The organism is Pseudomonas sp. HC1(2025) (genome assembly GCF_058742075.1).
Genome location: NZ_CP196017.1, coordinates 4891571 through 4916003, shown reverse-complemented (window position 1 = coordinate 4916003; position 24433 = coordinate 4891571). Strand labels below are relative to the sequence as shown.

21 protein-coding genes are annotated in these 24433 nt (G+C 60.2%); 8 read left to right on the top strand and 13 right to left on the bottom strand.

Annotated features, from left to right (window positions below):
- Positions 1 to 210: 210 nt before the first annotated feature.
- The 10 genes from ACSSVH_RS22000 to ACSSVH_RS21955 all read right to left on the bottom strand — a co-directional run bounded on the left by ACSSVH_RS22000 (position 211) and on the right by ACSSVH_RS21955 (position 13616).
- Positions 211 to 1182, bottom strand: a complete 972-nt coding sequence (locus ACSSVH_RS22000; protein ID WP_057958423.1) for a peptide ABC transporter ATP-binding protein — start codon at positions 1180 to 1182, stop codon at positions 211 to 213.
- Entirely contained in the window at positions 1182 to 2150 is a 969-nt protein-coding gene (locus ACSSVH_RS21995) for an ABC transporter ATP-binding protein (RefSeq protein WP_169950963.1), read from the bottom strand. Before ACSSVH_RS21995 ends, ACSSVH_RS22000 begins: the two co-directional genes overlap by 1 nt.
- A gap of 10 nt (positions 2151 to 2160) precedes the next feature.
- The gene (locus tag ACSSVH_RS21990) at positions 2161 to 3072 is read right to left on the bottom strand and encodes an ABC transporter permease subunit (RefSeq protein ID WP_492633717.1); all 912 of its coding nucleotides are present in this window, start codon (positions 3070 to 3072) and stop codon (positions 2161 to 2163) included.
- 10 nt (positions 3073 to 3082) lie between these two features.
- On the bottom strand, positions 3083 to 4093 hold the full coding sequence (locus tag ACSSVH_RS21985) for an ABC transporter permease subunit (protein WP_032860135.1): 1011 nt from the start codon (positions 4091 to 4093) through the stop codon (positions 3083 to 3085).
- Positions 4094 to 4166: 73 nt separating this feature from the next.
- On the bottom strand, positions 4167 to 5762 hold the full coding sequence (locus ACSSVH_RS21980; protein WP_169950960.1) for an ABC transporter substrate-binding protein: 1596 nt from the start codon (positions 5760 to 5762) through the stop codon (positions 4167 to 4169).
- Between the two features lie 80 nt (positions 5763 to 5842).
- Positions 5843 to 7246, bottom strand: coding sequence for an OprD family outer membrane porin (locus ACSSVH_RS21975; RefSeq protein ID WP_492633716.1), 1404 nt, complete (start codon positions 7244 to 7246; stop codon positions 5843 to 5845).
- Between the two features lie 170 nt (positions 7247 to 7416).
- A complete protein-coding gene (locus ACSSVH_RS21970; protein WP_432755782.1) occupies positions 7417 to 8961 on the bottom strand; it encodes an ABC transporter substrate-binding protein in 1545 nt (514 codons plus the stop codon).
- A 366-nt stretch (positions 8962 to 9327) separates the two neighbouring features.
- Entirely contained in the window at positions 9328 to 10953 is a 1626-nt protein-coding gene (locus tag ACSSVH_RS21965) for an ABC transporter substrate-binding protein (RefSeq protein WP_169950957.1), read from the bottom strand.
- A 258-nt stretch (positions 10954 to 11211) separates the two neighbouring features.
- Positions 11212 to 12813 carry an ABC transporter substrate-binding protein gene (locus tag ACSSVH_RS21960; protein ID WP_492633715.1) on the bottom strand — a complete coding sequence of 534 codons (1602 nt, stop codon included), beginning with the start codon at positions 12811 to 12813 and terminating at the stop codon, positions 11212 to 11214.
- 86 nt (positions 12814 to 12899) lie between these two features.
- Complete coding sequence (locus ACSSVH_RS21955) at positions 12900 to 13616, bottom strand: SIMPL domain-containing protein (protein WP_099167563.1); 717 nt, start codon at positions 13614 to 13616, stop codon at positions 12900 to 12902.
- Positions 13617 to 13843: 227 nt separating this feature from the next.
- Here ACSSVH_RS21955 and ACSSVH_RS21950 point away from each other — a divergent pair, with 227 nt between their 5' ends.
- Positions 13844 to 15106 (top strand): ATP-binding protein, encoded by a 1263-nt coding sequence (locus tag ACSSVH_RS21950; protein WP_169950955.1) that lies wholly within the window; start codon positions 13844 to 13846, stop codon positions 15104 to 15106.
- The gene (locus tag ACSSVH_RS21945) at positions 15099 to 15659 is read left to right on the top strand and encodes a response regulator transcription factor (RefSeq protein WP_029291924.1); all 561 of its coding nucleotides are present in this window, start codon (positions 15099 to 15101) and stop codon (positions 15657 to 15659) included. Before ACSSVH_RS21950 ends, ACSSVH_RS21945 begins: the two co-directional genes overlap by 8 nt.
- Positions 15660 to 15776: 117 nt before the next feature.
- Here ACSSVH_RS21945 and ACSSVH_RS21940 read toward each other — a convergent pair whose 3' ends face one another.
- Positions 15777 to 16214 (bottom strand): ZapG family protein, encoded by a 438-nt coding sequence (locus ACSSVH_RS21940; protein WP_169950954.1) that lies wholly within the window; start codon positions 16212 to 16214, stop codon positions 15777 to 15779.
- 147 nt (positions 16215 to 16361) lie between these two features.
- On the opposite strand from ACSSVH_RS21940, the gene ACSSVH_RS21935 reads away from it, so the two are divergent.
- The 3 genes from ACSSVH_RS21935 to zapE all read left to right on the top strand — a co-directional run bounded on the left by ACSSVH_RS21935 (position 16362) and on the right by zapE (position 19545).
- Positions 16362 to 16991: an alpha/beta hydrolase gene (locus ACSSVH_RS21935; protein ID WP_492633714.1), complete on the top strand. Its 630-nt coding sequence runs from the start codon at positions 16362 to 16364 to the stop codon at positions 16989 to 16991.
- Positions 16992 to 17015: 24 nt separating this feature from the next.
- Complete coding sequence (locus ACSSVH_RS21930; RefSeq protein ID WP_169950950.1) at positions 17016 to 18371, top strand: tryptophan--tRNA ligase; 1356 nt, start codon at positions 17016 to 17018, stop codon at positions 18369 to 18371.
- 79 nt (positions 18372 to 18450) lie between these two features.
- Complete coding sequence (zapE, locus tag ACSSVH_RS21925; RefSeq protein ID WP_115129004.1) at positions 18451 to 19545, top strand: cell division protein ZapE; 1095 nt, start codon at positions 18451 to 18453, stop codon at positions 19543 to 19545.
- 172 nt (positions 19546 to 19717) lie between these two features.
- Here zapE and ACSSVH_RS21920 read toward each other — a convergent pair whose 3' ends face one another.
- Entirely contained in the window at positions 19718 to 20638 is a 921-nt protein-coding gene (locus tag ACSSVH_RS21920) for a GlxA family transcriptional regulator (protein ID WP_169951391.1), read from the bottom strand.
- Between the two features lie 220 nt (positions 20639 to 20858).
- Between ACSSVH_RS21920 and ACSSVH_RS21915 the strand changes: the two genes are divergently transcribed.
- Complete coding sequence (locus tag ACSSVH_RS21915) at positions 20859 to 21995, top strand: acyl-CoA dehydrogenase family protein (RefSeq protein ID WP_170041731.1); 1137 nt, start codon at positions 20859 to 20861, stop codon at positions 21993 to 21995.
- Positions 21996 to 22092: 97 nt separating this feature from the next.
- On the opposite strand, the gene ACSSVH_RS21910 is transcribed toward ACSSVH_RS21915, so the two are convergent.
- Positions 22093 to 23133 (bottom strand): NADP(H)-dependent aldo-keto reductase, encoded by a 1041-nt coding sequence (locus ACSSVH_RS21910; protein WP_170041732.1) that lies wholly within the window; start codon positions 23131 to 23133, stop codon positions 22093 to 22095.
- Positions 23134 to 23381: 248 nt separating this feature from the next.
- Here ACSSVH_RS21910 and rplM point away from each other — a divergent pair, with 248 nt between their 5' ends.
- Together rplM and rpsI are read left to right on the top strand one after the other, a co-directional pair.
- Positions 23382 to 23810 carry a 50S ribosomal protein L13 gene (gene rplM, locus ACSSVH_RS21905; RefSeq protein ID WP_029291908.1) on the top strand — a complete coding sequence of 143 codons (429 nt, stop codon included), beginning with the start codon at positions 23382 to 23384 and terminating at the stop codon, positions 23808 to 23810.
- Positions 23811 to 23824: 14 nt separating this feature from the next.
- Positions 23825 to 24217: a 30S ribosomal protein S9 gene (rpsI, locus tag ACSSVH_RS21900; RefSeq protein WP_003171743.1), complete on the top strand. Its 393-nt coding sequence runs from the start codon at positions 23825 to 23827 to the stop codon at positions 24215 to 24217.
- The last annotated feature ends 216 nt before the right edge of the window (positions 24218 to 24433 follow it).

The following is a 24433-nucleotide window of genomic DNA, read 5'->3' as shown; positions in this document are numbered from 1 at the left end:
TTTACACTTAGCTAAAAACAAAAAAGCCCCTCCCGCCAGACTGATGCGCAATCTGGCGGGAGAGGCTGTACAACGCTGTATTGCCCTGTGGCAGCGGGCTTGTGTGGGAGCGGGCTTGCCCGCGATGCAGGCACCTTGCACTGTCAGTTAAACCGCGCTGATGCTATCGCGGGCAAGCCCGCTCCCACACAAGCCCACCCCTACAGGGGGTTAGGCGACGAACTGCTCCGCGTGATGGCAAGCCACCTGGCGGTTGTCCAGTTCGCGCAGCAGCGGTTCTTCACTGCTGCAGCGCTCGGTCGCATACGGGCAGCGCTTGTGGAAGGCGCAGCCGGAAGGCGGGTTCAGCGGGTTGGGCAACTCGCCGACGATCTTGATCTTCGGCTTGTTCGGGTCCGGGTGAATGGTCGGAGTGGCCGACAGCAACGCCTGGGTATAAGGGTGCAGCGGGCGCTCGTAGATGTCGTTCTTCGCGCCCATTTCCACCGGGCGGCCGAGGTACATCACCATCACGTGGTCGGCAACGTGTTGCACCACCGCCAGGTTGTGGGAGATGAACACATACGCCGTGTTGTACTGCTGCTGCAGGTCCATGAACAGGTTGAGCACCTGGGCCTGGATCGACACGTCCAGCGCCGAGGTCGGTTCATCCGCCACCAGCACCTTGGGTTGCAGCATCATCGCGCGGGCCAGGGCGATCCGCTGGCGCTGGCCCCCGGAGAACATGTGCGGGTAGCGCTGATAATGCTCAGGGCGCAGGCCCACCTGCTTCATCATCGCCTGGACCTTTTCACGGCGCTCGGCGGCCGACAGGTTGGTGTTGATCAGCAGCGGCTCGCCCAGTTGATCGCCGACTTTCTGCCGTGGGTTCAACGAGGCGTAGGGGCTCTGGAACACCATCTGCACGTCTTTGCGCAGTTGCTTGCGCTGGGCCTTGTCGGCGCCGGCGACTTCCTGGCCGGCGATTTTCAAGGAGCCGGACGACGGCTCTTCAATCAGCGTCAGCGCACGGGCCAGGGTGGATTTGCCGCACCCGGACTCACCCACCACGGCGAGGGTCTTGCCGGCTTCCAGTTCGAACGACACGCCATTGAGCGCGCGCACGGTGGCGTGGCCCTTGAACAGGCCACGGGACACTTCGTAGTGACGGGTCAGGTCGCGGGCGGTAAGAACGACGGCCATTACGCCACCTCCTGGTTCAAGGGGTAGAAGCAGCGCACAAGGCTGTGGGCTTGCGGGTCCAGGGTCGGACGGGTCTGGCGGCAGCTGTCTTGCACATACGGGCAGCGAGGCGACAGCAGGCAGCCTTGCGGGCGGTCATAACGGCCGGGGACGATGCCCGGCAGCGTCGACAGACGCGCAGCGCCCATGCTGTGTTCCGGGATCGCGGCCAGCAATGCCTCGCTGTACGGGTGCGCCGGTACGTCGAACAGGCCGGGCACCTGGCCGACTTCCACCGCTTGGCCGGCGTACATCACGCACACGCGCTGGGCGGTTTCGGCCACTACCGCGAGGTCGTGGGTGATCAGCACCAGGCCCATGTTCTGCTCTTTTTGCAGGGCCAGCAGCAGCTCCATGATCTGCGCCTGGATGGTCACGTCCAGGGCCGTGGTCGGCTCGTCGGCGATCAGCAGTTTTGGCTCGCCGGCAATCGCCATGGCAATTGCCACACGCTGGCTCATGCCGCCGGACAGCTGGTGCGGGTAGGCATCCATGCGGCTGGAAGCGCCTGGGATCTCGACCTTTTCCAGCAGTTCGATGGCCCGCTTGCGCGCTTGCTTGCCGGACATTTTCAGGTGCAGGCGCAGTACTTCTTCAATCTGGAAACCCACGGTGTAGCTGGGGTTCAGCGCGGTCATCGGGTCCTGGAACACCATCGCCAGGTCTTTGCCGACGATCTGCCGGCGCTGGCGGTTGCTCAGCTTGAGCATGTCCTTGCCGTCGAAAGTCAGGGAGTCGGCGGTGACGATGCCGGGATGCTCGATCAGGCCCATCAGCGCCATCATGGTCACGGATTTACCCGAACCCGACTCGCCAACGATGGCCAGTACTTCGCCTTTGTCCACGGCCAGATCGAGGCCATCGACCACCGGCACAGCGGTTTTGTCGCCGAAGCGCACATTGAGATTCTTGATTTCTAGCAGTGACATGGGAATCTCCTCACGCGGCATTCTTGAGTTTCGGGTCCAGCGCATCGCGCAGTCCGTCGCCCATCAGGTTGATTGCCAGCACGCTGAGCAAAATGGTCAAGCCAGGCAGGCTTACAACCCACCAGGCGCGTTCGATGTAGTCACGGGCCGAAGCCAGCATGGTGCCCCACTCAGGCGTCGGCGGTTGCACGCCAAGGCCGAGGAAGCCCAGGGCGGCGGCATCGAGAATCGCCGAGGAGAAGCTCAAGGTGGCCTGCACGATCAATGGCGCCATGCAGTTGGGCAGCACGGTGACGAACATCAGGCGCGGCAGGCCGGCACCGGCCAGGCGCGCGGCGGTCACGTAGTCACGGTTGAGCTCGCCCATCACCGCCGCGCGGGTCAGGCGCACGTAGGACGGCAACGACACAATGGCAATCGCGATCACGGTGTTGATCAGGCCAGGGCCGAGGATGGCGACAATCGCCACGGCCAGCAGCAGCGAGGGCAGGGCCAGCATGATGTCCATCAGACGCATGATGGTCGGGCCGAGCAAGCGCGGGAAGAACCCGGCGAACAGGCCCAGCAGGATCCCCGGGATCAGCGACATCACCACCGACGACAAACCGATCAGCAATGACAGGCGCGAGCCCTGGATCAGGCGCGACAGCAAGTCACGGCCCAGTTCGTCGGTGCCCAGCAAAAACTGCATCTGCCCGCCTTCCAGCCACGACGGCGGGGTCAGCAGGAAGTCGCGGTATTGCTCGCTGGGGTTATGGGGCGCGACCCAGGGGGCGAAAATCGCGCAGAACACGATCAGCAACATAAACAGCATGCCGGCAACCGCGCCCTTGTTCTTGGAGAAGGCTTGCCAGAATTCTTTGTACGGCGACGGGTACAGCAGGCTCTGATCGACTGCTGACACTTGAGTTGGTGTGGTCATGGTCATGGTCTCAGCGCTGGTGACGGATGCGTGGGTTGGCGAAGCCGTAGAGGATATCCACCACGAAATTCACCAGGATCACCAGGCAGGCGATCAGCAGGATGCCGTTTTGCACCACCGGGTAGTCCCGCGCGCCAATGGCTTCGATCAGCCATTTGCCGATGCCGGGCCAGGAGAAGATGGTCTCGGTCAAGACCGCACCGGCCAGCAGCGTGCCGACTTGCAGGCCGACCACGGTCAGCACCGGGATCAGCGCGTTACGCAGGCCGTGCACGAACACCACGCGCGCCGGCGACAGGCCTTTGGCCTTGGCGGTGCGGATGTAGTCTTCGCGCAGGACTTCAAGCATCGAGGAGCGGGTCATCCGCGCAATCACTGCCAGCGGGATGGTGCCGAGCACGATGGCCGGCAGGATCAGGTGGTGCAGTGCATCCCAGAACGCGTCCGGTTCGTCGGCCAGCAGGGTGTCGATCAGCATGAAACCGGTGCGTGGCTCGATGTCGTAGAGCAGGTCGATGCGCCCGGAAACCGGGGTCCAGCCCAGGCTTACCGAGAAGAACATGATCAGGATCAGGCCCCACCAGAAGATCGGCATCGAATATCCCGCCAGGGAGATGCCCATCACCCCATGGTCGAACAGGGATCCTCGCTTGAGTGCCGCGATCACCCCGGCCAATAGCCCGAGGATGCCGGCGAACAACAGGGCGGCCATGGACAGTTCCAGGGTCGCGGGGAACAGGGCGCTGAACTCGGTCCACACGCTGGTGCGGGTACGCAGGGATTCGCCGAGGTCGCCTTGGGCGAGCTTGCCGACGTAGTCCAGGTATTGCGCATACAAGGGTTTGTTCAAGCCAAGGCGTTCCATTGCCTGGGCGTGCATCTCGGGGTCAACCCGCCTTTCGCCCATCATGACTTCTACGGGGTCGCCAGGGATCATGCGAATCAACGCAAAGGTCAGCAGCGTGATGCCGAAGAATGTGGGGATCAATAACCCCAATCGGCGGGCAATAAAACTAAACATCGTGTTGTGTACCTCAATCAGCCGGTTAGGCAGGTCCGGCCCCGTCAACGTCGACGGGGCCGGGCGTCTCTTATTACTTCACCTGGGTGGTGGCGAAGTTATTGTTGGTCAGGGGGCTTTGGGTATAACCCTCGACGTTCTTGCGCATGGCAGTGAACATTTTCGGGTAAGCCATGGGAATCCACGGTTGGTCCTTGTCGAAAACGTCCAGCGCTTGTTCATAGAGTGTGGCGCGCGCGGCGGGTTCAGCCACGGCGCGGGCCTTGTCGATCAGGCCCTGAAACTCTTCGTTACACCAGCGGGCGTAGTTTTCGCCGTTTTTCGCTGCATCGCAACTCAGGTTCGGCGTGAGGAAGTTGTCTGGGTCGCCGTTGTCCCCGGCCCAGCCGGCGGAAACCATGTCGTGCTCGCCGGCTTTGGCGCGCTTGAGCATCTCGCCCCATTCCATGACCTTGATATTGACCTTGAGGCCAATCTGCGCCAGATCCGCCTGCATGCGCTGGGCGCCGAGCATCGGGTTGGGGTTGGTCGGGCCGCCGCCGTTGCGGGTGAACAGGCTGAACTCGGTGCCTTCCGGCACGCCGGCTTCCTTGAGCAGGGCGCGGGCCTTGTCCAGGTCGCGGGCCGGGTTTTTCAGCTTGTCGTTGAAGCCTAGCAGGGTCGGCGGGTACGGGCCGGTGGCGTCGATGGCATTGCCTTTGCCGTACAGGGATTCGTTATAGCCATGTTTGTCGAACGCGATGTTGATTGCGTGGCGTACCCGCGCGTCGCTCATGTACTTGTGGGTGGTGTTCATGGCGGTGTAGGCGGTGGTCATCGCCGCCAGTTCCGCGACCTTCAGGTTTGGATCGGCCTTGATGCTGGGCAGGTCGTCAGGCTTGGGATACAGGGCGATCTGGCACTCATTGGCCTTGAGCTTTTGCAGGCGCACGTTGTTATCCACCGCGATGGCGAGGATCAGCGGGTCGGCGGGCGGCTTGCCACGGAAGTATTCCGGGTTGGCCTTGAAGCGCACCTGGGCGTCCTTCTGGTAGCGGGTAAAGATGAACGGGCCGGTGCCGATCGGCTTGCTGTTGAGCTCGCCGGTCTTGTTGGCGGCCAGCAGCTTGTCGGCGTACTCGGCAGAGTGGATGGCGGTGAAGGGCATCGCGACATCGGCCAGGAACGGAGCTTCAGGGCGGGTCAGGGTGAAGACCACCGTGTGGTCATCGGTCTTCTCGACGCTTTTGAGCAGTTCCTTGAAACCCATGCTTTCGAAATAGGGGAAGCCGGTGGTGGACTTGTTGTGCCACGGGTGTTTGGGGTCCAGTTGGCGCTGGAAGCTCCAGAGCACGTCGTCGGCATTCAGGTTGCGCGTGGGCTTGAAGTAGTCGGTGGTGTGGAACTTGACGTCATCTCGCAGGTGGAAGGTATAGGTCAGGCCGTCCTCGCTGATGTCCCACGATTTGGCGAGTGCGGGTTGGATTTCAGTGGTGCCGGGCTTGAAGTCCACCAGGCGGTTGAACATGGTTTCGGCGGCGGCATCGGCGGTGACGGCCGTGGTGTACAGGACCGGGTCGAAGCCTTCCGGACTGGCTTCGGTGCAGACCACCAGGGGTTTGGCCGATACGCCGATAGCGACGCTTAATAGCGCAGCGGCAACGGCAGCTTGTAGCGGGAGCATTTTCATTCAGAGCCCTCTGCAATCGATGGGACCAGGCAAGCGTAGACGGCGGGCTCGTCCTGAGCCCGCCGTCTACCTGGTGCGATTTAAAGAATGTTGAACGGGACGGTGGTAACCAGACGGAATTCTTTGACGCTGCCGTCAAACTGGTTGGCGCTGCCACGGTGTTCGACGTAGGTGGCACGAATCGCGGTGGCCTTGAGCGGGCCGCTCTGGACCGCGTATGCCGCGCCCACGCCGTATTCCTGGTGTTTTTCGCCGTCCTGGGTCTCGATGCCGGTGTAGGCGTAGGCGCCGTTGCTGTTCCCCGTGTAGTGGGTACCGTCGATGCCCCAGCCGCGTGCGGAGTAGATGTTGAACTTCAGGCCCGGCACGCCGTATTCGGCCATGTTGATGGCGTAGGCGACCTGGAAGGATTTCTCGTTCGGGCCGTTGAAGTCCGACGTCAGGGAGTTGGCCAGGTAGATGCCGTTGGTTTCGTGCAGGTAGTCGAAGTACTCGTTACCGTTCACTTGCTGGTAGGAGAAGGTCAGGCTGTGAGCCTGGTGAGCCAATCCAAGGGACAGGGAGTAGGTATCGTTGTCGATCTCCCCCATCAGTTTTTTGCCTTCATCGACGGTCTTGTAATAGTTCAGGCCGGTGGTCAAGGCCAGGACTTGGCTGTCACCCAGCTGGTGGGTTGCACCGAAGTAGTACTGGTTCCAGAAGTCCTTGACGTTGGCGCCGAAGAAGCTGGTTTTCAGGCTCTCGAACGGCTGGTAGTTGGCGCCCAGGGTGTAGACCTTGTCGGTTGTCGCACTGTTGGCGCCTTGTTGGCTGTACTCGCTGCGGAACTTCGACAGGCTCTGTTCGGAACGTGGGGAGACGCGGTCAAACACGCCGCCCTGGAACGACAGGTTGCTGAACTCTTCGCTGTTGAAGCTCACACCCTGGAAGCTCGATGGCAGGGGACGGTTGCCGATGGTATCGACGATGCCGCTGCTGAAGTTCTGGCGACCGGCCGTCAAGGTGGTGTTGGAGACACGGAACTGCACGTTGGCCAGGCCCAGTTTGCTCCATTGGTCTACGGCATTGCCGTCAGAGTGAGCCAAGGTACGGTTAGAGCCGCCCTTGATATCGCGTTTGCTGCGGTCCAGAACCAGAGCGTTGTACACCGCTACTTCGGTCTTGACGCCAACAGTGCCCTGGGTGAACCCCGAGCTGGCGTTGAGGATGGTGCCCTGGATCCAGTTGGTACGGTTGCGGTCGGTCTTCGCCACACCGTGCTCTTTGTATTTGAACTTGCCACCACGGTACAGGCTCTCGTGGGAGTACCAGTTACGCGTGGTGCCGCCCAGGCTGAAATCTTCGATAAAGCCCTTGGCCTCGCTTTGGGCGCTGGCACTGGCCAGCGTGGTCGGCACGAATTGCTGGCTTGCAGGTTCGGCGTAAGCGGTGGCGGTGATGCTGCTGATGGCCATGGCCAGTAGCACTTTGCTGCTCAATTTCATGGGTGGAGCTCCTTTGGTTCTCTTTTTTTTATGCCGGCCTTATTGGGTGAACCGGCTATTGGGTGTGTAACTCTTCAAGCATTTGCAAACGTTTGCTGTAGGAGATTTCGCGAATTACAGCTACACGTTTGCGACAGGGCCAACGTGGCCCTGCGCATCCGGTTATTTTTTTATGGGGTAATACTGACGCCCGAGAACACGTTGCGGCCGAAGGGGCTCACTTTGAAACCTTCGACCTTGGTGCTTAACGGCTGGTTGACCGTCGAGTGGGCGACAGGCGTGATCGGCACCTGCTGTTTGAGCAGTTGCTGCGCCTGTTTGTACAGAACAGTCCTTTGTTCACGGTCGGTGACGACCTTGGCTTGCTTGATCAGCTTGTCGTACGCCGGGTCACACCACATCGAGTAGTTGTTCCCGCCGATGGCGTCGCAGCTGTAGAGGGTGCCCAGCCAGTTGTCCGGGTCGCCGTTGTCGCCGGTCCAGCCGATCAGGCTGATATCGTGCTCGCCGTTCTTGATGCGCTTGATGTACTCGCCCCACTCATAGCTGACGATCTTGACCTTGAGGCCGATCTTGGCCCAGTCGCTTTGCAGCATCTCGGCCATCAGCTTGGCGTTAGGGTTGTACGGGCGCTGGACGGGCATGGCCCACAGGGTGATCTCGGTGCCTTCCTTGACGCCGGCAGCCTTGAGCAATTCCTTGGCTTTTTCCGGGTTGTAGGCGCTGTCCTTGATGGTGTCGTCATAGGACCACTGGGTTGGCGGCATACCGTTGACCGCCAGTTGCCCCGCGCCCTGGTACACGGCATTGAGAATGCTCTGCTTGTTCACCGCCATGTCCAGGGCCTGGCGTACTTCGAGTTGGTCGAAGGGCTTGTGTCGCACGTTGTAGGCGATGTAGCCGAGGTTGAAGCCGGGCTTGGTCAGCAGTTGCAGGTTCGGGTCGGCCTTGAGGGCGTCGACGTCGGCGGGGCGTGGATGCAGGGTGACCTGGCATTCGTTGGCCTTGAGCTTCTGCACGCGCACCGAGGCGTCGGTGTTGATGGCGAAAATCAGCTGGTCGAGCTTGACCTTGCTCGGGTCCCAGTAGTGTTTGTTGCCGGCGAAACGGATCTGCGAATCCTTCTGGTAACGCTGGAACACGAACGGCCCGGTGCCGATCGGCTTCTGGTTGATATCGCTGGGTTTGCCGGCCTTGAGCAGTTGCTCGGCATATTCGGCCGAGAGGATCGCGGCGAAGCTCATGGCGATGTTCTGGATAAACGCGGCGTCGACCGTGTTCAGGGTCATCACCACGGTGTGCGGGTCGGTTTTCTCGACCTTGGCGATGTTCTTGTTCAGGCTCATCCCGTTGAAGTACGGGAACTCGGTGGGGTAGGCCTTGCGAAACGGGTGGTCGGGGTCAAGCATGCGATTGAAGGTGAATAGCACGTCATCGGCGTTGAAATCCCGTGTTGGCTTGAATTCCTTGTTGCTGTGGAACTTCACCCCTTCGCGCAAGTGGAAGGTGTAGGTCAGGCCGTCTGGCGAAATATCCCACTTAGTAGCCAGCCCTGGTACGACGCCGGTTTCACCCTTTTCGAACTCAACCAGGCGGTTGTAGATCGGTTCGGCCGCATCGTTGTCGGTGGCGGTGGTGTATTGCGCGGTGTCGAACCCGGCCGGGCTGCCTTCGGAGCAGAACACCAGGCTTTTCTTCTCGGCAGCCTGGCCCATCGAGGCGACGGCCAGCAGGCCGGTGCCAAATATCGCGGATAGAACGGTGGTATGGCGCATGACTGTCCCCCAATCCATGTTTATCGTTTTCGTCAGTGAACAGTCGCCACGCCTTACCTGGCTTGGCGAAAGCACTGCTCCCATCCACAGCAAATGCCGTATCGGAACTACGCGTTTGCCTACCTCGACGTTAGGGAACGAGGGCAGGGCAGTAAATGCGCAGAACCGGACAGACCGTGTAGGTATCGGACGGAACCTGCGCAGTTAGCCGCTGTAGGACGGCAGCCTCTGCGAAAGTAGTTCGATTCCTAGGATCTTGGCGGATGCAATAACGGCGACGTTATGAAACGTCGCCGTCAAAGATCACTACTTGCTGACGCTCACCCCGTAGAAGGAATTCAAGCCAAATGGGCTGATCTTGAAGTCCTGCACGTTGGAACGCATGGGTTGATACACCGTCGAGTGCGCGATAGGTGTCATGGGGACTGCATCTTTGAGGACGTGTTGCGCCTGTTTATACAGTTCGGTGCGCTTGGCGACGTCCGAGGTGGCCTTGGCTTCTTTTACGATGCCGTCGAATTTCTTGTCACACCATTTGGAGAAGTTGTTGCCGGACAGGGAGTCGCAGCCGAACAGCACGTTCAGCCAGTTGTCCGGGTCACCGTTATCACCGCTCCAGCCGATGATCATGGCCTGGTTCTCGCCGCCCTTGGAGCGCTTGATGTACTCACCCCACTCGTAGCTGACGATGTTGACCTTCAAGCCGATCTGCTTCCAGTCGTTTTGCAGCATCTCGGCCATCAGCTTGGCGTTGGGGTTGTACGGACGCTGGACGGGCATGGCCCACAAGGTGATCTCGGTGCCTTCCTTGACGCCGGCTTGCTTGAGCAGTTCCTTGGCCTTGGCCACGTCGTGCGGGACGTCCTTGATGGTCTCGTCATAGGACCACTGGGTCGGCGGCATGGCGTTGACCGCCAGTTGGCCTGCGCCCTGGTATACCGAGTCGATGATCTGCTGCTTGTTGACCGACATGTCCAGGGCTTGGCGCACGCGCAGGTCGGCCAATGGGTTGGCAGCAGTCTGGCCCTTGAGCACAGGCATGACGTTGTAGGCGATATAGCCCAGGTTGAAACCGGCCTGGTGCGGCAGTTTCAAAGTCTTGTCCTCGCCCAGTGCCTTGAGGTCGGCCGGACGTGGGAACAAGGTCACCTGGCATTCGTTCTTCTTGAGCTTCTGGATACGCACCGATGGGTCGGTGGTGATGGCGAAGATCAGGTTATCGATCTTCACGTCTTCAGGCTTCCAGTAGTCCTTGTTGCCGGTGTAGCGGATGTTGGAGTCTTTCTGGTAGCTCTTGAACACGAACGGACCAGTGCCGACCGGCTTCTGGTTGATGTCCTGGGGCTTGCCTTCCTTCAACAGTTGGGCGGCGTATTCAGCCGACTGTAGCGAGGCGAAGCTCATGGCCAGGTTTTGGATAAACGCGGCGTCCACGGTGCCAAGGGTGAACTTGACGGTGTGGTCGTCGATTTTCTCGATGTTCTTGATGTTGGTGTCCATCCCCATGTCCGTGAAGTACGGGAACTCGGTGGGGTAGGCCTTACGGAATGGATCGTCTTTATTGATCATCCGGTTGAAGGTGAAGAGGACGTCGTCGGCGTTGAATTCACGAGTTGGCTTGAAGTACGGCGTGGTGTGGAACTTGACCCCTTCGCGCAGGTGGAAGGTGTAGGTCAGGCCGTCTTCGGAAACGTCCCAACTGGTGGCCAGGCCAGGAATCACGGCGGTGCCGCCGCGCTCGAACTGGCTGAGCCGGTTGAACATGGTTTCGGCCGAAGCATCGAAGTCTGTTCCGGTGGTGTACTGGCCTGGGTCGAAACCCGCCGGGCTCCCTTCGGAGCAGAACACCAGATTAGTCGCCGCCTGGGCGAAAGGTGCAGCGGCCATTAAACCGGCGCTGACTAAAAACGGAATGACTGCGTGTTTAAGCATGTTGGCCTCATGATTTGTTGTCATTTTTGGAATTGAGGGCGACCTCGTGAGTCGGCCTGCGGATACTTATGCAGGCCCCATACCCATTGCAAGACGTTGAGAGGCTACAACTGCCAAAGAGTGGTACGAACGTACAGGAATGTCGCATTCATATAATTTTCGACACGAAACTGTATTTTCGAGGGCTTTTTTCGGTGCGTGGAGTGCACCGAATAAGCCCAACCGAGGTGTCTGGCGCACCCGGTTGGGGCATGGTTGTTACTTATTCAGACTTACGCCGTAGAACGGTGTCAGGCCAAACGGGCTGATCTTGAAGTCCTGGACTTCCTTGCGCAGCGGCTGGAAAACCGTCGAGTTCGCAATAGGCGTTATAGGTACTTGATCCTTAAGTATTTTTTGCGCCTGCTGATACCACTTGATGCGTTCGTCACGGTCACTGCTGAGCTTGGCCTTCTGCACCAGTTGGTCGTACTGCGGGTTACACCATTTTGCATAGTTGCTGCCCTTGACCGCGGCACAACTGTAGAGCACGCCCAGCCAGTTATCCGGGTCGCCGTTGTCGCCGGTCCAGCCGTAGATCATCACATCGTGCTCGCCGTTTTTTGCGCGCTTGATGTATTCGCCCCACTCATAGCTGACGATATTGGCAGTGATCCCGACTTTGGCCCAATCCTGCTGGATCATCTGCGCCGACATTCGCGCGTTGGGATTGGAGGCGCGCTGCACAGTCATCGCCCACAGATTGATGGTGGTACCTGGTGCAACCCCTGCTTCTTTTAGTAGCGCCCGGGCCTTGGCAGGGTCGTGCGGTGCGTCCTTGATGCTGGGGTCATAAGACCACTGGGCCGGCGGCAGTGCGTTCTGCGCCAATTGCCCGGCACTTTGGTACACCGCCTGGATAATCGCCGGCTTATCGATGGCCATGTCCAGGGCCTGGCGCACCTTGAGCTGGTCCAGCGGCGGATGGGTCACGTTGTAGGCCAGAAAGCCCAGGTTGAAGCCCGCCTGCTGCAGCACACGCAGGTTTGGATCCTGCTTCATCACCTCGATATCCGAGGGGCGCGGATAGCCGCTGACCTGGCATTCGCCGGCCTTGAGCTTTTGCAGGCGCGACGCGGCGTCCGGGGTGATCGCAAATACCAGGCTGTCGAGTTTCACATCCTCAGGCTTCCAATAGTCTTTATTGGCGACGTAGCGAATCTGCGAGTCCTTCTGGTAGCGCTTGAACACAAACGGCCCGGTGCCGATCGGTTTCTGGTTGATATCGGCGGCCTTGCCGTCTTTAAGCAACTGCGCCGCGTACTCGGCCGATTGCACGGACGCAAAGCTCATGGCCAGGTTCTGTACGAAAGCGGCATCGACGTTATTGAGGTTGAAGCGCACGCTGTGCTCGTCGAGCTTTTCCACGCTTTTGATCGTGGTGTTCAGGCCCATATCGGTGAAGTACGGCGACTCGGACGGGTAGGCCTGGCGGAATGGATGGTTGGTGTCCAGCAGGCGCTGGAAAGTGAACAGCACATCGTCGGCATTGAAGTCGCGGGTCGGGGTGAAGTACTCGGTGCTGTGGAACTTGACCCCGTCGCGCAGGTGAAAGGTGTAGGCCAGGCCGTCCTTGGACACCTCCCAACGGGTCGCCAGGCCCGGCTCGACTTCGGTCCCGCCGCGCTTGAATTGGGTCAGGCGGTTGAACACGGTTTCGGCCGAGGCATCAAAATCGGTGCCGCTGGTGTACTGGCTCGGATCGAACCCGGCGGGGCTGGCTTCGGAGCAGTAGACCAGGGTGCTTGCCGCTTGGGCCGTGGGCATGCACGCCAGCAGGCTGGCAGCGAGAAGGAGCGGCTTGAAGACAGTTCTATCCATGGTGACCCCTGAGATGGCAGGTAAACAACGGCCAAAAAAAACGGCGGTCACCGAGGTTACCGCCGTTGTGGGTCATCAGGTAAGGCTTATGGCATCTGTACTTCAATCACGCCATCGGCGCTCATGCTGACCTGGCTGGTGCCGGCTTCGACTTCAGGTGTCGGCGCCGAATCCATTGCCGCCGCCTTCATCATCATGCCGCCATTTCGCGCGTACGGCATTGGGTAGCCGTTGGTGTTGAAGTTCAGGTTAACGATCTTGTAGCCCTTGCCGCCGAGTGCATCGGTGGCCAGTTGGGCGCGGGCCTTGAACGCGGCGACCGCATCCTTGAGCAGGGCATCTTCGCTGGCCTTGCGGGTTGGGTCGGCAATGGCGAAGTCCATATTGTCCATTTTCAGGGTGTTGAGCAGCTCGCCGGTGAGCTTGGACAGCGCCGGAAAGTCCGCGCTTTCCAGGCGCAGTTCGGCGCGCTCGCGCCAGCCGGTGATCTTCTGGTTCTTGTTGTCGTAGATCGGATAGCTGTTGCGGCTGCCCTGGCGCAGGGTCACGCCTTTTACTTCGCGAGCCTCGCCCAACGCCTTGTTCATGATGGTCGTGACTTCGGCGGCGAGCTTGGCCGGGTCGGTGTTTTGCGACTCGGTGTAGAGGGTGACGATCATCTTGTCACGGGCCACTTCCTGGCTGACTTCGGCCCGCAGGGAAATCTGGTTGTAGTGCAGTTGATCGGCGGCCAGCGCAGGCAGGCTGGCGACGCTGCCAACGCTGAGGGCAATAAGGGCGGCACTGCGAGTGAAACGTGACATGGAAGCTCCTTGAGGGTGATCGTGTTCGGTAAGACTGTAGACGGGCGATTGGGGTTCGGCGGGTTACAAATTCTCTACATCTGGGTACGATGCCGACGAACGGTAAAATCCGCCTTGACCCTTCATATAAGCCATGACCTGCGTCAAAGGGCCACACACGCGCTGCCTGTACTGTCGCTTCGTTTATACTTGCTGCGATCCGCCTGGAGCGCTCATCAGGAGAGCTCATGCTCGCCCCCGTAAAACTGACTTCCGCCACTCGCCAGAACCTCTGGCGCCTGACGTTTATCCGCACCCTGGTGCTGGCCGCACAGGCCGGTTCCGTCGGGCTCGCCTATTGGTTTGAACTGCTGCCGCTGCCTTGGCTGCAACTGTGGGTGACCCTGGCCTTTTCCACGGTGCTGTGTGTGTTCACGGCCATCCGGCTGCGCACCACCTGGCCAGTGACCGAGCTTGAGTACGCCCTGCAACTGGCCTGCGACCTGTTTATCCACAGTGTGTTGCTGTATTTCTCCGGCGGTTCCACCAACCCCTTCGTTTCCTATTACCTGGTACCGCTGACCATCGCCGCCGTGACCTTGCCGTGGCGCTATTCGGTGATTCTGTCGGGGATTGCCCTGGCGCTGTACACCTTGTTGCTGGCGCAGTTCTATCCCCTGGAAACCTTCCCGATCGCCCGGGAAAACCTGCAGATCTACGGCATGTGGCTGAGCTTCGCGCTGTCGGCGGCGGTGATCACGTTTTTTGCCGCGCGCATGGCCGAAGAACTGCGGCGCCAGGAAGAACTGCGCGCTATCCGCCGTGAAGAAGGCCTGCGCGACCAGCAACTGCTGGCAGTGGCGACCCAGGCCGCCGGCGCGGCCCATGAACTGGGCACGCCGCTGGCAACCATGAGCGTGCTGATCAAGGAAATGCGCCAGGACCATCACGACCCGGCCTTGCAGGACGACCTCAGCGTGCTGCAGGAACAGGTCAAGCAGTGCAAGCAAACCCTGCAGCAACTGGTGCGCGCCGCTGAAGCCAACCGGCGCCTGGCGGTGGATATGCAAGACGTCACCCAGTGGCTGGACGAAGCCCTGAACCGCTGGCACTTGATGCGGCCCGAAGCCAGTTACCGTTTCCACCTGCTGGGGCAGGGCGCAGTGCCGCGCATGGCGCCACCACCAGATTTGACCCAGGCGTTGTTGAACCTGTTGAACAATGCAGCCGATGCCTGCCCGGAAGGGCTGGAAGTGCAGCTGGACTGGGATTGGGAAAACCTCACCATCAGCATTCGCGACCACGGTGCCGGTGTGCCGTTGGCCATTGCCGAGCAGATCGGCAAGCCATTCTTTACCACCAAGGGCAAAGGCTTCGGCCTGGGCCTGTTCTTGAGCAAGGCCAGCGTGACCCGTGCTGGCGGCTCGGTGAAACTTTACCCCCATGAGGAAGGCGGCACGCTCACCGAGCTGCGCCTGCCCCGTGCTGCACGAGGAGACATCGATGAGTGACGAGATCCAAGTCGAAGGCGAAGAACTGCCGCACCTGTTGCTGGTAGATGACGATGCCACCTTTACCCGCGTGATGGCGCGAGCCATGAGCCGTCGCGGGTTTCGCGTCAGCACCGCAGGTTCCGCCGAAGAAGGCCTGACCATCGCCCAGGCCGACCTGCCGGACTACGCGGCACTGGACCTGAAAATGGACGGGGACTCGGGCCTGGTGCTGTTGCCCAAGTTGCTGGAGCTGGACCCGGAAATGCGCGTGCTGATCCTCACCGGGTACTCGAGCATTGCCACTGCGGTCGAGGCGATCAAGCGCGGCGCCTGCAACTACCTGTGCAAGCCGGCGGACGCCGATGATGTGCTGGCCGCCTTGCTCTCCGAGCATGCCGACCTCGACACCCTCGTGCCGGAGAACCCGATGTCGGTGGACCGCCTGCAGTGGGAGCACATCCAGCGCGTGCTGACCGAGCATGAAGGCAACATTTCGGCCACTGCCCGCGCCCTGGGCATGCACCGCCGGACCTTGCAGCGCAAGTTGCAGAAGCGTCCGGTACGGCGCTGAACTACGGCGAGCAAGCCCGCTCCCACATGGGATCTCCATTGTTCTGCCGATCCAGTTCCAACAAAAAGCCCGGCTGATCATCGATCAGCCGGGCTTTTTGTGTGGTTTGAAAACGCCTTACTTTTTCAAGCCGTAATGCTCATCCAGCATGCCGGGGGCGTTCGGCGTTTTTGGCGCGTAGTCCCGCGGCGGTTCCTGGTTTTCCCGCGGCGGGGTCAGGCGTTCCCGTGGGGTTTGCGTGGCATCGGAATGCAGCGCGGCCAGCAGGCGCTGACGGGTGATGTCGTCCAGGGCCAGGCGGTTGGCGCCATCGGCGAGGTGATCCTGTACTTCCTGGTAGCTTTGGGTGAGCTTCTTGACCAGGGTCGCGGTGCTGTTGAAGTGGGTAACAACCTCGTTCTGATAACTGTCAAAACGTTCCTGAATGTCATCCAGCTGACGCTGCGTGCGGTTAGGCGCGGCATTCGGCAGCAGGCGAGCAACCAGGAATCCAATGGCGACACCGGCAACCAGGGCAAGAGTCGGCAACAACCAAACTAAGAGCGAGTGTTCCACGAGTCCTTCCTCTATAAACGGCTTTGCTTTACGTTAACGGCTCGGACCTGCGCTGTATACCGCGATTAAGCTCGCAATGATGCCATGCACAGACTTTTAGCTAGACGAGTCGACCCCTTGAGAGGTCACGGAGTTCATTCCTTGCTCATGCGTGAAACCCCCGTTTTGATCGATGGCCCGCTAGGCCAATTGGAAGCCTTGTACCTGGATCACCCCGAGCCGCGTGGCCTGGCGCTGATCTGCCACCCCAACCCGGTGCAGGGTGGGACCATGCTCAATAAAGTCGTATCGACCCTGCAACGCACCTCCCGCGACGCCGGTTTGATTACTTTGCGTTTCAATTACCGTGGCGTGGGTGCCAGTGCCGGTACCCATGACATGGCCACCGGTGAAGTGGACGATGCCGAAGCTGCCGTCAGTTGGCTGCGTGAAAAACACCCGGACCTGCCCATCACCTTGCTGGGTTTCTCGTTCGGTGGATTTGTGGCCGCAAGCCTGGGCGGGCGCCTGGAAGCCAAGGGCGAAAAACTCGCGCACCTGTTCATGGTCGCTCCGGCCGTCATGCGTTTGCGTGATGAGGACCAGCTTCCACAGGGCTGCCCGCTGACCGTGATCCAGCCGCAAACCGACGAAGTGGTCGACCCGCAACTGGTCTACGACTGGTCCGCGGCCCTCAAACGCCCCCATGAGCTGCTGAAAGTGGCAGAATGCGGGCACTTTTTTCATGGCAAGCTTACCGATCTCAAGGATCTGGTGCTGCCGCGCCTTTCGAATTGATAGCAGTCTGATAAGCGATTACCCATGACGACTCGTACCCGTATCCTCACCGGCATCACCACCACCGGCACCCCGCACCTGGGCAACTACGCCGGTGCCATCCGCCCGGCGATCCTCGCCAGCCAGGACGCCAATGCCGATTCGTTCTACTTCCTGGCCGACTACCATGCCCTGATCAAGTGTGATGACCCGCAGCGCATCCAGCGCTCGCGCATGGAAATCGCCGCGACCTGGCTGGCTGGTGGCCTGGATGTGAACCGGGTGACGTTCTACCGCCAGTCCGACATCCCGGAAATTCCCGAGCTGACCTGGCTGCTCACCTGCGTCGCGGCCAAGGGCCTGCTCAACCGCGCCCACGCCTACAAGGCCTCGGTGGACAAGAACCTGGAAAACGGCGAAGACCCGGATGCCGGGATCAGCATGGGCCTGTACAGCTATCCGGTATTGATGGCGGCGGACATCCTGATGTTCAACGCGCACAAGGTGCCGGTCGGCCGCGACCAGATCCAGCACGTGGAAATGGCCCGTGATATCGGCCAGCGTTTCAACCACCTGTTTGGCAAGGGCAGGGAGTTTTTCACCATGCCCGAGGCGTTGATCGAAGAAAGCGTCGCCACCTTGCCGGGCCTGGATGGGCGCAAGATGTCGAAAAGCTATGACAACACCATCCCGTTGTTCACCAGCGCCAAGGACATGAAGGACGCGATCTCGCGGATCGTCACCGACTCCCGTGCGCCGGGTGAAGCCAAGGATCCGGACAACTCGCACCTGTTCACTCTGTACCAGGCGTTCGCCACGCCTGAACAGGAGCAGCAACTGCGCAGCGAACTGCTCGATGGCCTGGGTTGGGGTGAGGCGAAGAGCCGCCTGTTCCAACTGCTGGACGGCCAGTTGGGCGAAGCCCGCGAGCGTTACCATCAATTGATGGCGCGTCCTTCGGACATGGAAGACTTGCTGCTGATCGGCGCCACGAAGGCCCGCGCCGTTGCCGGTCCATTCCTGCAAGAACTGCGTGAGGCGGTAGGCCTGCGCTCGTTCGTCAACCAGGCCCCCGAGGCTGCCAGCACCAAGAAGAAGGCCGTCAAGGCTGCGCGTTTTGTCAGCTTTCGTGAAGACGACGGCAGTTTCCGTTTCCGCCTGCTGGCGGCCGACGGCGAACAACTGTTGTTGTCGCGCAACTTCGCAGATGGCAAGGCGGCGGGCGCTGTCACCAAGCAGTTGCAATCCGGCCAGGCGCTGGATGTGCGCAGCGAGGCCCTTGGTTTTACGGTGTGGCTCGACGGCGCGTGTATCGCCGACAGCCCGGCCTTTGCCGATAGCGCTGCGCGGGATGCCGCCATCGAAGCTGTGCGCGTGGCGTTGACCCCAATCGAAGACTGACCCGACCAAGGGTTGATTGCCATTATCCGGGGCCGTCGTTACAGTGACGGCCCGTTTTTGTTGCCTTGCTAACGAAATTATGACGCCCCTAGAACGATATCAAGCTGATCTGAAGCGCCCCGACTTCTTCCATGATGCTGCCCAGGAAACGGCGGTGCGCCACTTGCAGCGCCTGTACGAAGACCTGGTCGCCTCTTCCCAGAGCAAGCCGGGGATGCTCAGCAAGCTGTTTGGCAAGAAAGACCAGACGCCGGTCAAGGGCTTGTACTTCTGGGGCGGCGTGGGTCGCGGCAAGACTTACCTGGTCGACACCTTCTTCGAAGCGCTGCCGTTCAAGGAAAAGTCACGCACTCACTTCCACCGCTTCATGAAGCGCGTGCACGAAGAGATGAAGACCCTGCACGGCGAGAAGAACCCGCTGACTATCATCGCCAAGCGCTTTTCCCAAGAGGCGCGGGTGATTTGTTTCGATGAGTTCTTCGTGTCCGATATCACCGACGCGATGATTCTCGGCACCCTGATGGAGGAGTTGTTCAAGAACGGCGTGACCCTGGTCGCCACCTCGAACATCGTGCCGGACGGCCTGTACAAGGACGGCCTGCAGCGCGCGCGCTTCCTGCCGGCCATCGCCCTGATCAAGCAGCACACCGATATCGTCAACGTCGACAGCGGCGTCGACTACCGCCTGCGTCACCTTGAGCAAGCCGAGCTGTTCCACTTCCCCCTGGACGACGCGGCCCACGAAAGCCTGCGCAAGAGCTTCCGCGCGCTGACCCCGGAATGCACCCAGGCGGTGGAAAACGATAAGTTGATGATCGAAAATCGCCAGATCATTGCCCTGCGTACTTGCGATGACGTGGCCTGGTTCGACTTCCGCGAACTGTGCGACGGCCCGCGCAGCCAGAACGACTACATCGAACTGGGCAAGATCTTCCACGCCGTGATCTTGAGTGGCGTCGAGCAAATGAGCGTCACCACCGACGACATCGCCCGGCGCTTTATCAACATGGTCGATGAATTCTATGACCGGAACGTCAAGCTGATCATCTCGGCTGAAGTCGAACTCAAGGACCTCTACACCGGCGGGCGCTTGAACTTCGAGTTCCAACGGACCTTGAGCCGCTTGCTGGAGATGCAGTCCCACGAATTCCTGGCGCGGGCGCACAAGCCCTGACAAAAAGGCCTGCAGCGATGCAGGCCTTTTTGTATGCGCTGCGGGCAGCAATGAAGATCAATTGTGGGAGCTGGCTTGCCTGCGATAGCGGTGTATCAGCCAGCTCATCAGTGACTGACTTGCCGCCATCGCAGGCAAGCCAGCTCCCACAGTCGATTGCATGTGGCCTTACTCAGGCGGCCTGCTGGAATTGCTGGCGATACTGGTTCGGCGACAACTCCGTGTGCTGCCTGAACAGCCGCGCAAAGAAGCTCGCATCGTCATACCCCACCTCATAGCTGATGGTCTTGATGCTCTTGCGGCTGCCCGACAGCAAGCCCTTGGCCGTCTCGATCCGCAGCCGTTGCAGGTAATGCAACGGCTTGTCGCCGGTAGCCGTCTGGAACCTTCGCATAAAGTTGCGGATGCTCATGCCGTGTTCGCGGGCCACGTCCTCAAAGCGGAATTTGTCGGCGAAGTGCTCCTCGAGCCAATGCTGGATCTGCAGGATGATTACGTCCTGGTGCAGCTTCTGCCCGCCAAAACCGATGCGCCCCGGCGCGTAGTTGCGCTGCACTTCGTAGAGAATGTCGCGGGCCACGGCCTGGGCGATGTTGGCGCCGCAGAAACGCTCGATCAGATAGATATACAGATCGCAGGCCGACGTGGTGCCGCCGGCGCAGTACAGGTTGTCGGCGTCGGTCAGATGCTTGTCCTGATTGAGCTGGACCTTGGGGAAGCGTTCGCTGAAGGCGTTGAAGAAGCGCCAGTAGGTGGTCGCCTCCTTGCCATCGAGCAGGCCGGCTTCGGCGAGCCAGAACACCCCGGTGGCCTCACCGCATAGCACCGCCCCCCGGGCATGCTGCTCGCGCAGCCACGGCAGGATCTGCGGGTAACGTCTGCTCAGGGCGTCGAAGTCATCCCAGAACGCCGGCAGCACAATGATGTCGGCGTTTTCCAGGCCACCGTCCACCGGCATGATCACATCGCTGAAGCTGCATACCGATTGCCCGTCGGGGCTTACCAGGCGGGTTTCAAAGGCCGGCGTGAGGCCCAGGCCCTGTTGTTTGCCGTAACGCAGGCTGGCGAGGTGGAAGAAATCCTTGGCTTGCATGAGGGTAGAAGCAAACACCCGATCAATGGCCAAAATGCTGACGCGCCGCAAGGGCGTGGAGACGAGGCTAGACATAATTTCGATTATTCTTATAGGGGAAAGTGGTCAACTAACGGCTGGATCGTCTTATTTTTTGTCGCATGTGTCCAGTGTCCCGTGACGTCCGTGCAGCTTAGGCTCTGTGATCTTGTTTTTGTCTGACAATCGACGCAGGTGACTCATGATTCCCAGAACCTTGTTCAGCTCCGAGCACGAACTCTTCCGTCAGAGCGTGCGCACCTTCCTCGAAAAAGACGCGGTGCCGTTCCATGCGCAATGGGAGAAGCAGGGCCATATTGACCGCGCCCTGTGGAGCAAGGCGGGGGAGGCGGGGATGCTCTGCTCCCACCTGCCGGAAGAATACGGAGGCCTGGGCGCGGACTTTCTCTACAGCACCGTGGTGATCGAAGAGATCGGCCGTCTGGGCCTGACCGGGATTGGCTTCTCCCTGCACTCGGACATTGTTGCGCCGTACATCCTGCATTACGGCAGTGAGGCGCTGAAGCACAAGTACCTGCCCAAGCTCGTTTCCGGGGAGATGGTCACGGCCATTGCCATGACCGAGCCGGGCGCCGGGTCGGACCTGCAAGGGGTCAAGACCACCGCCGTGCTGGATGGCGATGAGTATGTGATCAACGGCTCCAAGACTTTTATTACCAATGGTTTCCTGGCGGACCTGGTGATCGTGGTCGCCAAGACCGACCCCAAGGCCGGCGCCAAGGGCACCAGCCTGTTTCTGGTGGAGGCCGATACGCCGGGCTTTGACAAGGGCAAGCGTCTGGAGAAGGTGGGGATGAAGGCCCAGGACACCTCCGAGCTGTTCTTCCAGGACGTGCGGGTGCCCAAGGAGAACCTGCTGGGCCAGGCGGGGATGGGTTTTGCCTACCTGATGCAGGAACTGCCCCAGGAGCGCCTGACCGTGGCGATTGGCGCCCTGGCCTCGGCCGAAGCGGCGTTGCAATGGACCCTGGACTACACCCGCGAGCGCAAGGCGTTTGGCAAGGCGATTGCTGACTTCCAGAACACCCGCTTCAAGCTGGCGGAGATTGCCACCGAGGTGCAGATCGGCCGGGTATTCGTCGACAAGTGCCTGGAACAGCATCTGCAAGGCAAGCTGGATGTGCCGACGGCGGCGATGGCCAAATACTGGACCACTGACTTGCAATGCAAGGTGCTCGACGAGTGCGTGCAGTTACACGGCGGCTACGGTTACATGTGGGAATACCCGATTGCCCGGGCCTGGGCGGATGCGCGGGTGCAGCGTATTTATGCGGGGACCAATGAAATCATGAAGGAGATCATTGCGCGGGCGCTTTGAATCGTTGGTGCTGCTATCGCCGGCAAGCCGGCTCCTACAGGGGAATGGGTTCCAAATGTAGGAGCCGGCTTGCCGGCGATGGCGTTCTAGAGATCAATCAAGGCGCAGGATTGGGATGATCCTTCTGAATCGCCTCGATCCCCTCCAGCACCTCTTTCGACAGCTTCAGGTCAGCACTGGCGATGTTGCTGTCCAACTGCGCAAGCGTCGTCGCCCCAATGATATTGCTGGTCACAAACGGCTGTTGCGTCACAAACGCCAGGGCCATCTGCGCCGGGTCCAGGCCGTGCTCGCGGGCCAGGGCCACATAGCGGCTGCACGCAGCTTCCGATTGCGGGTTGAAGTAGCGGCTGAAGCGGCTGTACAGGCTCAAGCGGCCCTTGGCCGGCCGTGCGCCGCCTTCGTACTTGCCGCTGAGCATGCCGAACGCCAACGGCGAGTACGCCAGCAAGCCACATTGTTCACGGATGGCAATCTCCGCCAGGCCCACCTCAAAGCTGCGGTTGAGCAGGTTGTAGGGGTTCTGGATCGACACCGCGCGGGTCCAGCCACGGGCCTCGGCCAGGGCCAGGAACTTCATGGTGCCCCACGGCGTTTCATTGGACAGGCCGATATGGCGGATCTTGCCGGCCTTGACCTGCTCGTCGAGGGCTTCGAGGGTTTCTTCAAGTGGCGTCAGGTCGGGTTCTTCCTGGTGCTTGTAGCTCAGTTGGCCGAAGAAGTTGGTGCTGCGTTCCGGCCAGTGCAACTGGTACAGGTCGATCCAGTCGGTCTGCAGGCGCTTGAGGCTCGCGTCCAGGGCGTCGATGATGTGTTTGCGGTTGTGCTTGAGCTGGCCGTCGCGGATGTAGTCGATGGTGTTGCCGGGCCCGGCGATCTTGCTGGCGAGGATCCAGTCGGCGCGGTCGCCACGGCTCTTGAAGTAATTGCCGATGTAGCGCTCGGTGGTGGCGTAGGTGTCGGCCTTGGGCGGCACCGGGTACATTTCTGCGGTATCGAGGAAGTTGATCCCTGCGCCTTTGGCCCGCTCAATCTGGGCGAAGGCCTCTGCCTCGGTGTTCTGCTCGCCCCAGGTCATGGTCCCGAGGCAGATCGCGCTTACGTTCAGATCGGTCCGGCCCAGCTTTCGATAATCCATCGGGTACTCCTTTGGGGAAAACAATCATAAAAGCAGGTTGAATTTTTTTTCGCAATCTGCATAATTGCCCACCTCTTTCTGCAGTGGAAGTGATGCGCCGCCTGCCGAAGAATCTTGCCGTTGAACGGACGCGCTGACCCGAGCCCCCGATAGCGTCTGTATCCGGCTGCCTTTGACTTGTCAAAGTACGCACTATTCAGTAAGATCCGCCGTCTAATTTACAGGGCGGCCCCTGAGGCTATTAAAGAATGACAACTTTTACTGCAAAACCGGAAACAGTTCAGCGCGACTGGTTTGTCGTCGACGCCGCTGGTCAGACCCTGGGTCGTCTGGCCACTGAAGTCGCCAGCCGTCTGCGTGGCAAGCACAAGCCTGAGTACACCCCTCACGTCGATACCGGTGACTACATCGTGATCATCAACGCTGAGCAGGTTCGTGTAACCGGCAACAAAGCAAGCGACAAAATGTACTACCGTCACTCCGGTTTCCCAGGCGGTATCAAGTCTTCGAACTTCGAAGGCCTGATTGCCAAGAAGCCTGAAGCCCCGATCGAGATCGCGGTTAAAGGTATGCTGCCGAAGGGCCCACTGGGTCGCGACATGTATCGCAAGCTGAAAGTCTATGCGGGCGCTGCTCACCCTCATGCTGCTCAGCAGCCCCAAGAACTGAAGTTTTAACGGAATAGTTCATTATGTCGGCGACTCAAAATTACGGCACTGGCCGTCGCAAAACCGCAACCGCACGCGTTTTCCTGCGTCCGGGCACTGGTAACATCTCGATCAACAACCGCACTCTGGACAACTTCTTCGGCCGCGAAACTGCCCGCATGGTAGTTCGTCAGCCGCTGGAACTGACCGAGACCGTTGAAAAGTTCGACATCTACGTCACCGTTATCGGTGGCGGTGTAAGTGGTCAAGCTGGCGCAATCCGCCACGGTATCACTCGCGCTCTGATGCAGTACGACGAAACCCTGCGCGGCGCTCTGCGCAAAGCTGGCTTCGTGACTCGCGATGCCCGTGAAGTTGAACGTAAGAAAGTTGGTCTGCGTAAAGCGCGTAAGCGTCCGCAGTACTCGAAGCGTTAATTCGCTTTACGTTCCACAAAAACGCCCAGCCTCCTCACGGAGCTGGGCGTTTTTTATTGCCCGCGTTTTATGCGGGTTTTTTCTGTGTGACAACTTGCCACATCCGTAGACCCCCTATACTACAAGGCTTGGGGCTTAGGCTTCGGGTAATTACCTTGTCAGAGGTGGGGCTTTTCATTACCATTCGGCAAAATTTTTATAAGTTCAGATTTAATA

Excerpts from the sequence above, each read along its gene's own strand:
- ACSSVH_RS21995 (WP_169950963.1), bottom strand. The coding sequence starts at position 2,150 with ATGTCACTGCTAGAAATCAAGAATCTCAATGTGCGCTTCGGCGACAAA.
- ACSSVH_RS21980 (WP_169950960.1), bottom strand. The coding sequence starts at position 5,762 with ATGAAAATGCTCCCGCTACAAGCTGCCGTTGCCGCTGCGCTATTAAGC.
- ACSSVH_RS22000 (WP_057958423.1), bottom strand. The coding sequence starts at position 1,182 with ATGGCCGTCGTTCTTACCGCCCGCGACCTGACCCGTCACTACGAAGTG.
- ACSSVH_RS21920 (WP_169951391.1), bottom strand. The coding sequence starts at position 20,638 with ATGCAAGCCAAGGATTTCTTCCACCTCGCCAGCCTGCGTTACGGCAAA.
- ACSSVH_RS21955 (WP_099167563.1), bottom strand. The coding sequence starts at position 13,616 with ATGTCACGTTTCACTCGCAGTGCCGCCCTTATTGCCCTCAGCGTTGGC.
- ACSSVH_RS21990 (WP_492633717.1), bottom strand. The coding sequence starts at position 3,072 with ATGACCACACCAACTCAAGTGTCAGCAGTCGATCAGAGCCTGCTGTAC.
- ACSSVH_RS21945 (WP_029291924.1), top strand. The coding sequence starts at position 15,099 with ATGAGTGACGAGATCCAAGTCGAAGGCGAAGAACTGCCGCACCTGTTG.
- ACSSVH_RS21915 (WP_170041731.1), top strand. The coding sequence starts at position 20,859 with ATGATTCCCAGAACCTTGTTCAGCTCCGAGCACGAACTCTTCCGTCAG.
- ACSSVH_RS21970 (WP_432755782.1), bottom strand. The coding sequence starts at position 8,961 with ATGGGCCAGGCTGCCGAGAAGAAAAGCCTGGTGTTCTGCTCCGAAGGC.
- ACSSVH_RS21965 (WP_169950957.1), bottom strand. The coding sequence starts at position 10,953 with ATGCTTAAACACGCAGTCATTCCGTTTTTAGTCAGCGCCGGTTTAATG.
- rplM (WP_029291908.1), top strand. The coding sequence starts at position 23,382 with ATGACAACTTTTACTGCAAAACCGGAAACAGTTCAGCGCGACTGGTTT.
- ACSSVH_RS21910 (WP_170041732.1), bottom strand. The coding sequence starts at position 23,133 with ATGGATTATCGAAAGCTGGGCCGGACCGATCTGAACGTAAGCGCGATC.
- ACSSVH_RS21950 (WP_169950955.1), top strand. The coding sequence starts at position 13,844 with ATGCTCGCCCCCGTAAAACTGACTTCCGCCACTCGCCAGAACCTCTGG.
- ACSSVH_RS21960 (WP_492633715.1), bottom strand. The coding sequence starts at position 12,813 with ATGGATAGAACTGTCTTCAAGCCGCTCCTTCTCGCTGCCAGCCTGCTG.
- ACSSVH_RS21935 (WP_492633714.1), top strand. The coding sequence starts at position 16,362 with ATGCGTGAAACCCCCGTTTTGATCGATGGCCCGCTAGGCCAATTGGAA.
- rpsI (WP_003171743.1), top strand. The coding sequence starts at position 23,825 with ATGTCGGCGACTCAAAATTACGGCACTGGCCGTCGCAAAACCGCAACC.
- zapE (WP_115129004.1), top strand. The coding sequence starts at position 18,451 with ATGACGCCCCTAGAACGATATCAAGCTGATCTGAAGCGCCCCGACTTC.
- ACSSVH_RS21930 (WP_169950950.1), top strand. The coding sequence starts at position 17,016 with ATGACGACTCGTACCCGTATCCTCACCGGCATCACCACCACCGGCACC.
- ACSSVH_RS21975 (WP_492633716.1), bottom strand. The coding sequence starts at position 7,246 with ATGAAATTGAGCAGCAAAGTGCTACTGGCCATGGCCATCAGCAGCATC.
- ACSSVH_RS21985 (WP_032860135.1), bottom strand. The coding sequence starts at position 4,093 with ATGTTTAGTTTTATTGCCCGCCGATTGGGGTTATTGATCCCCACATTC.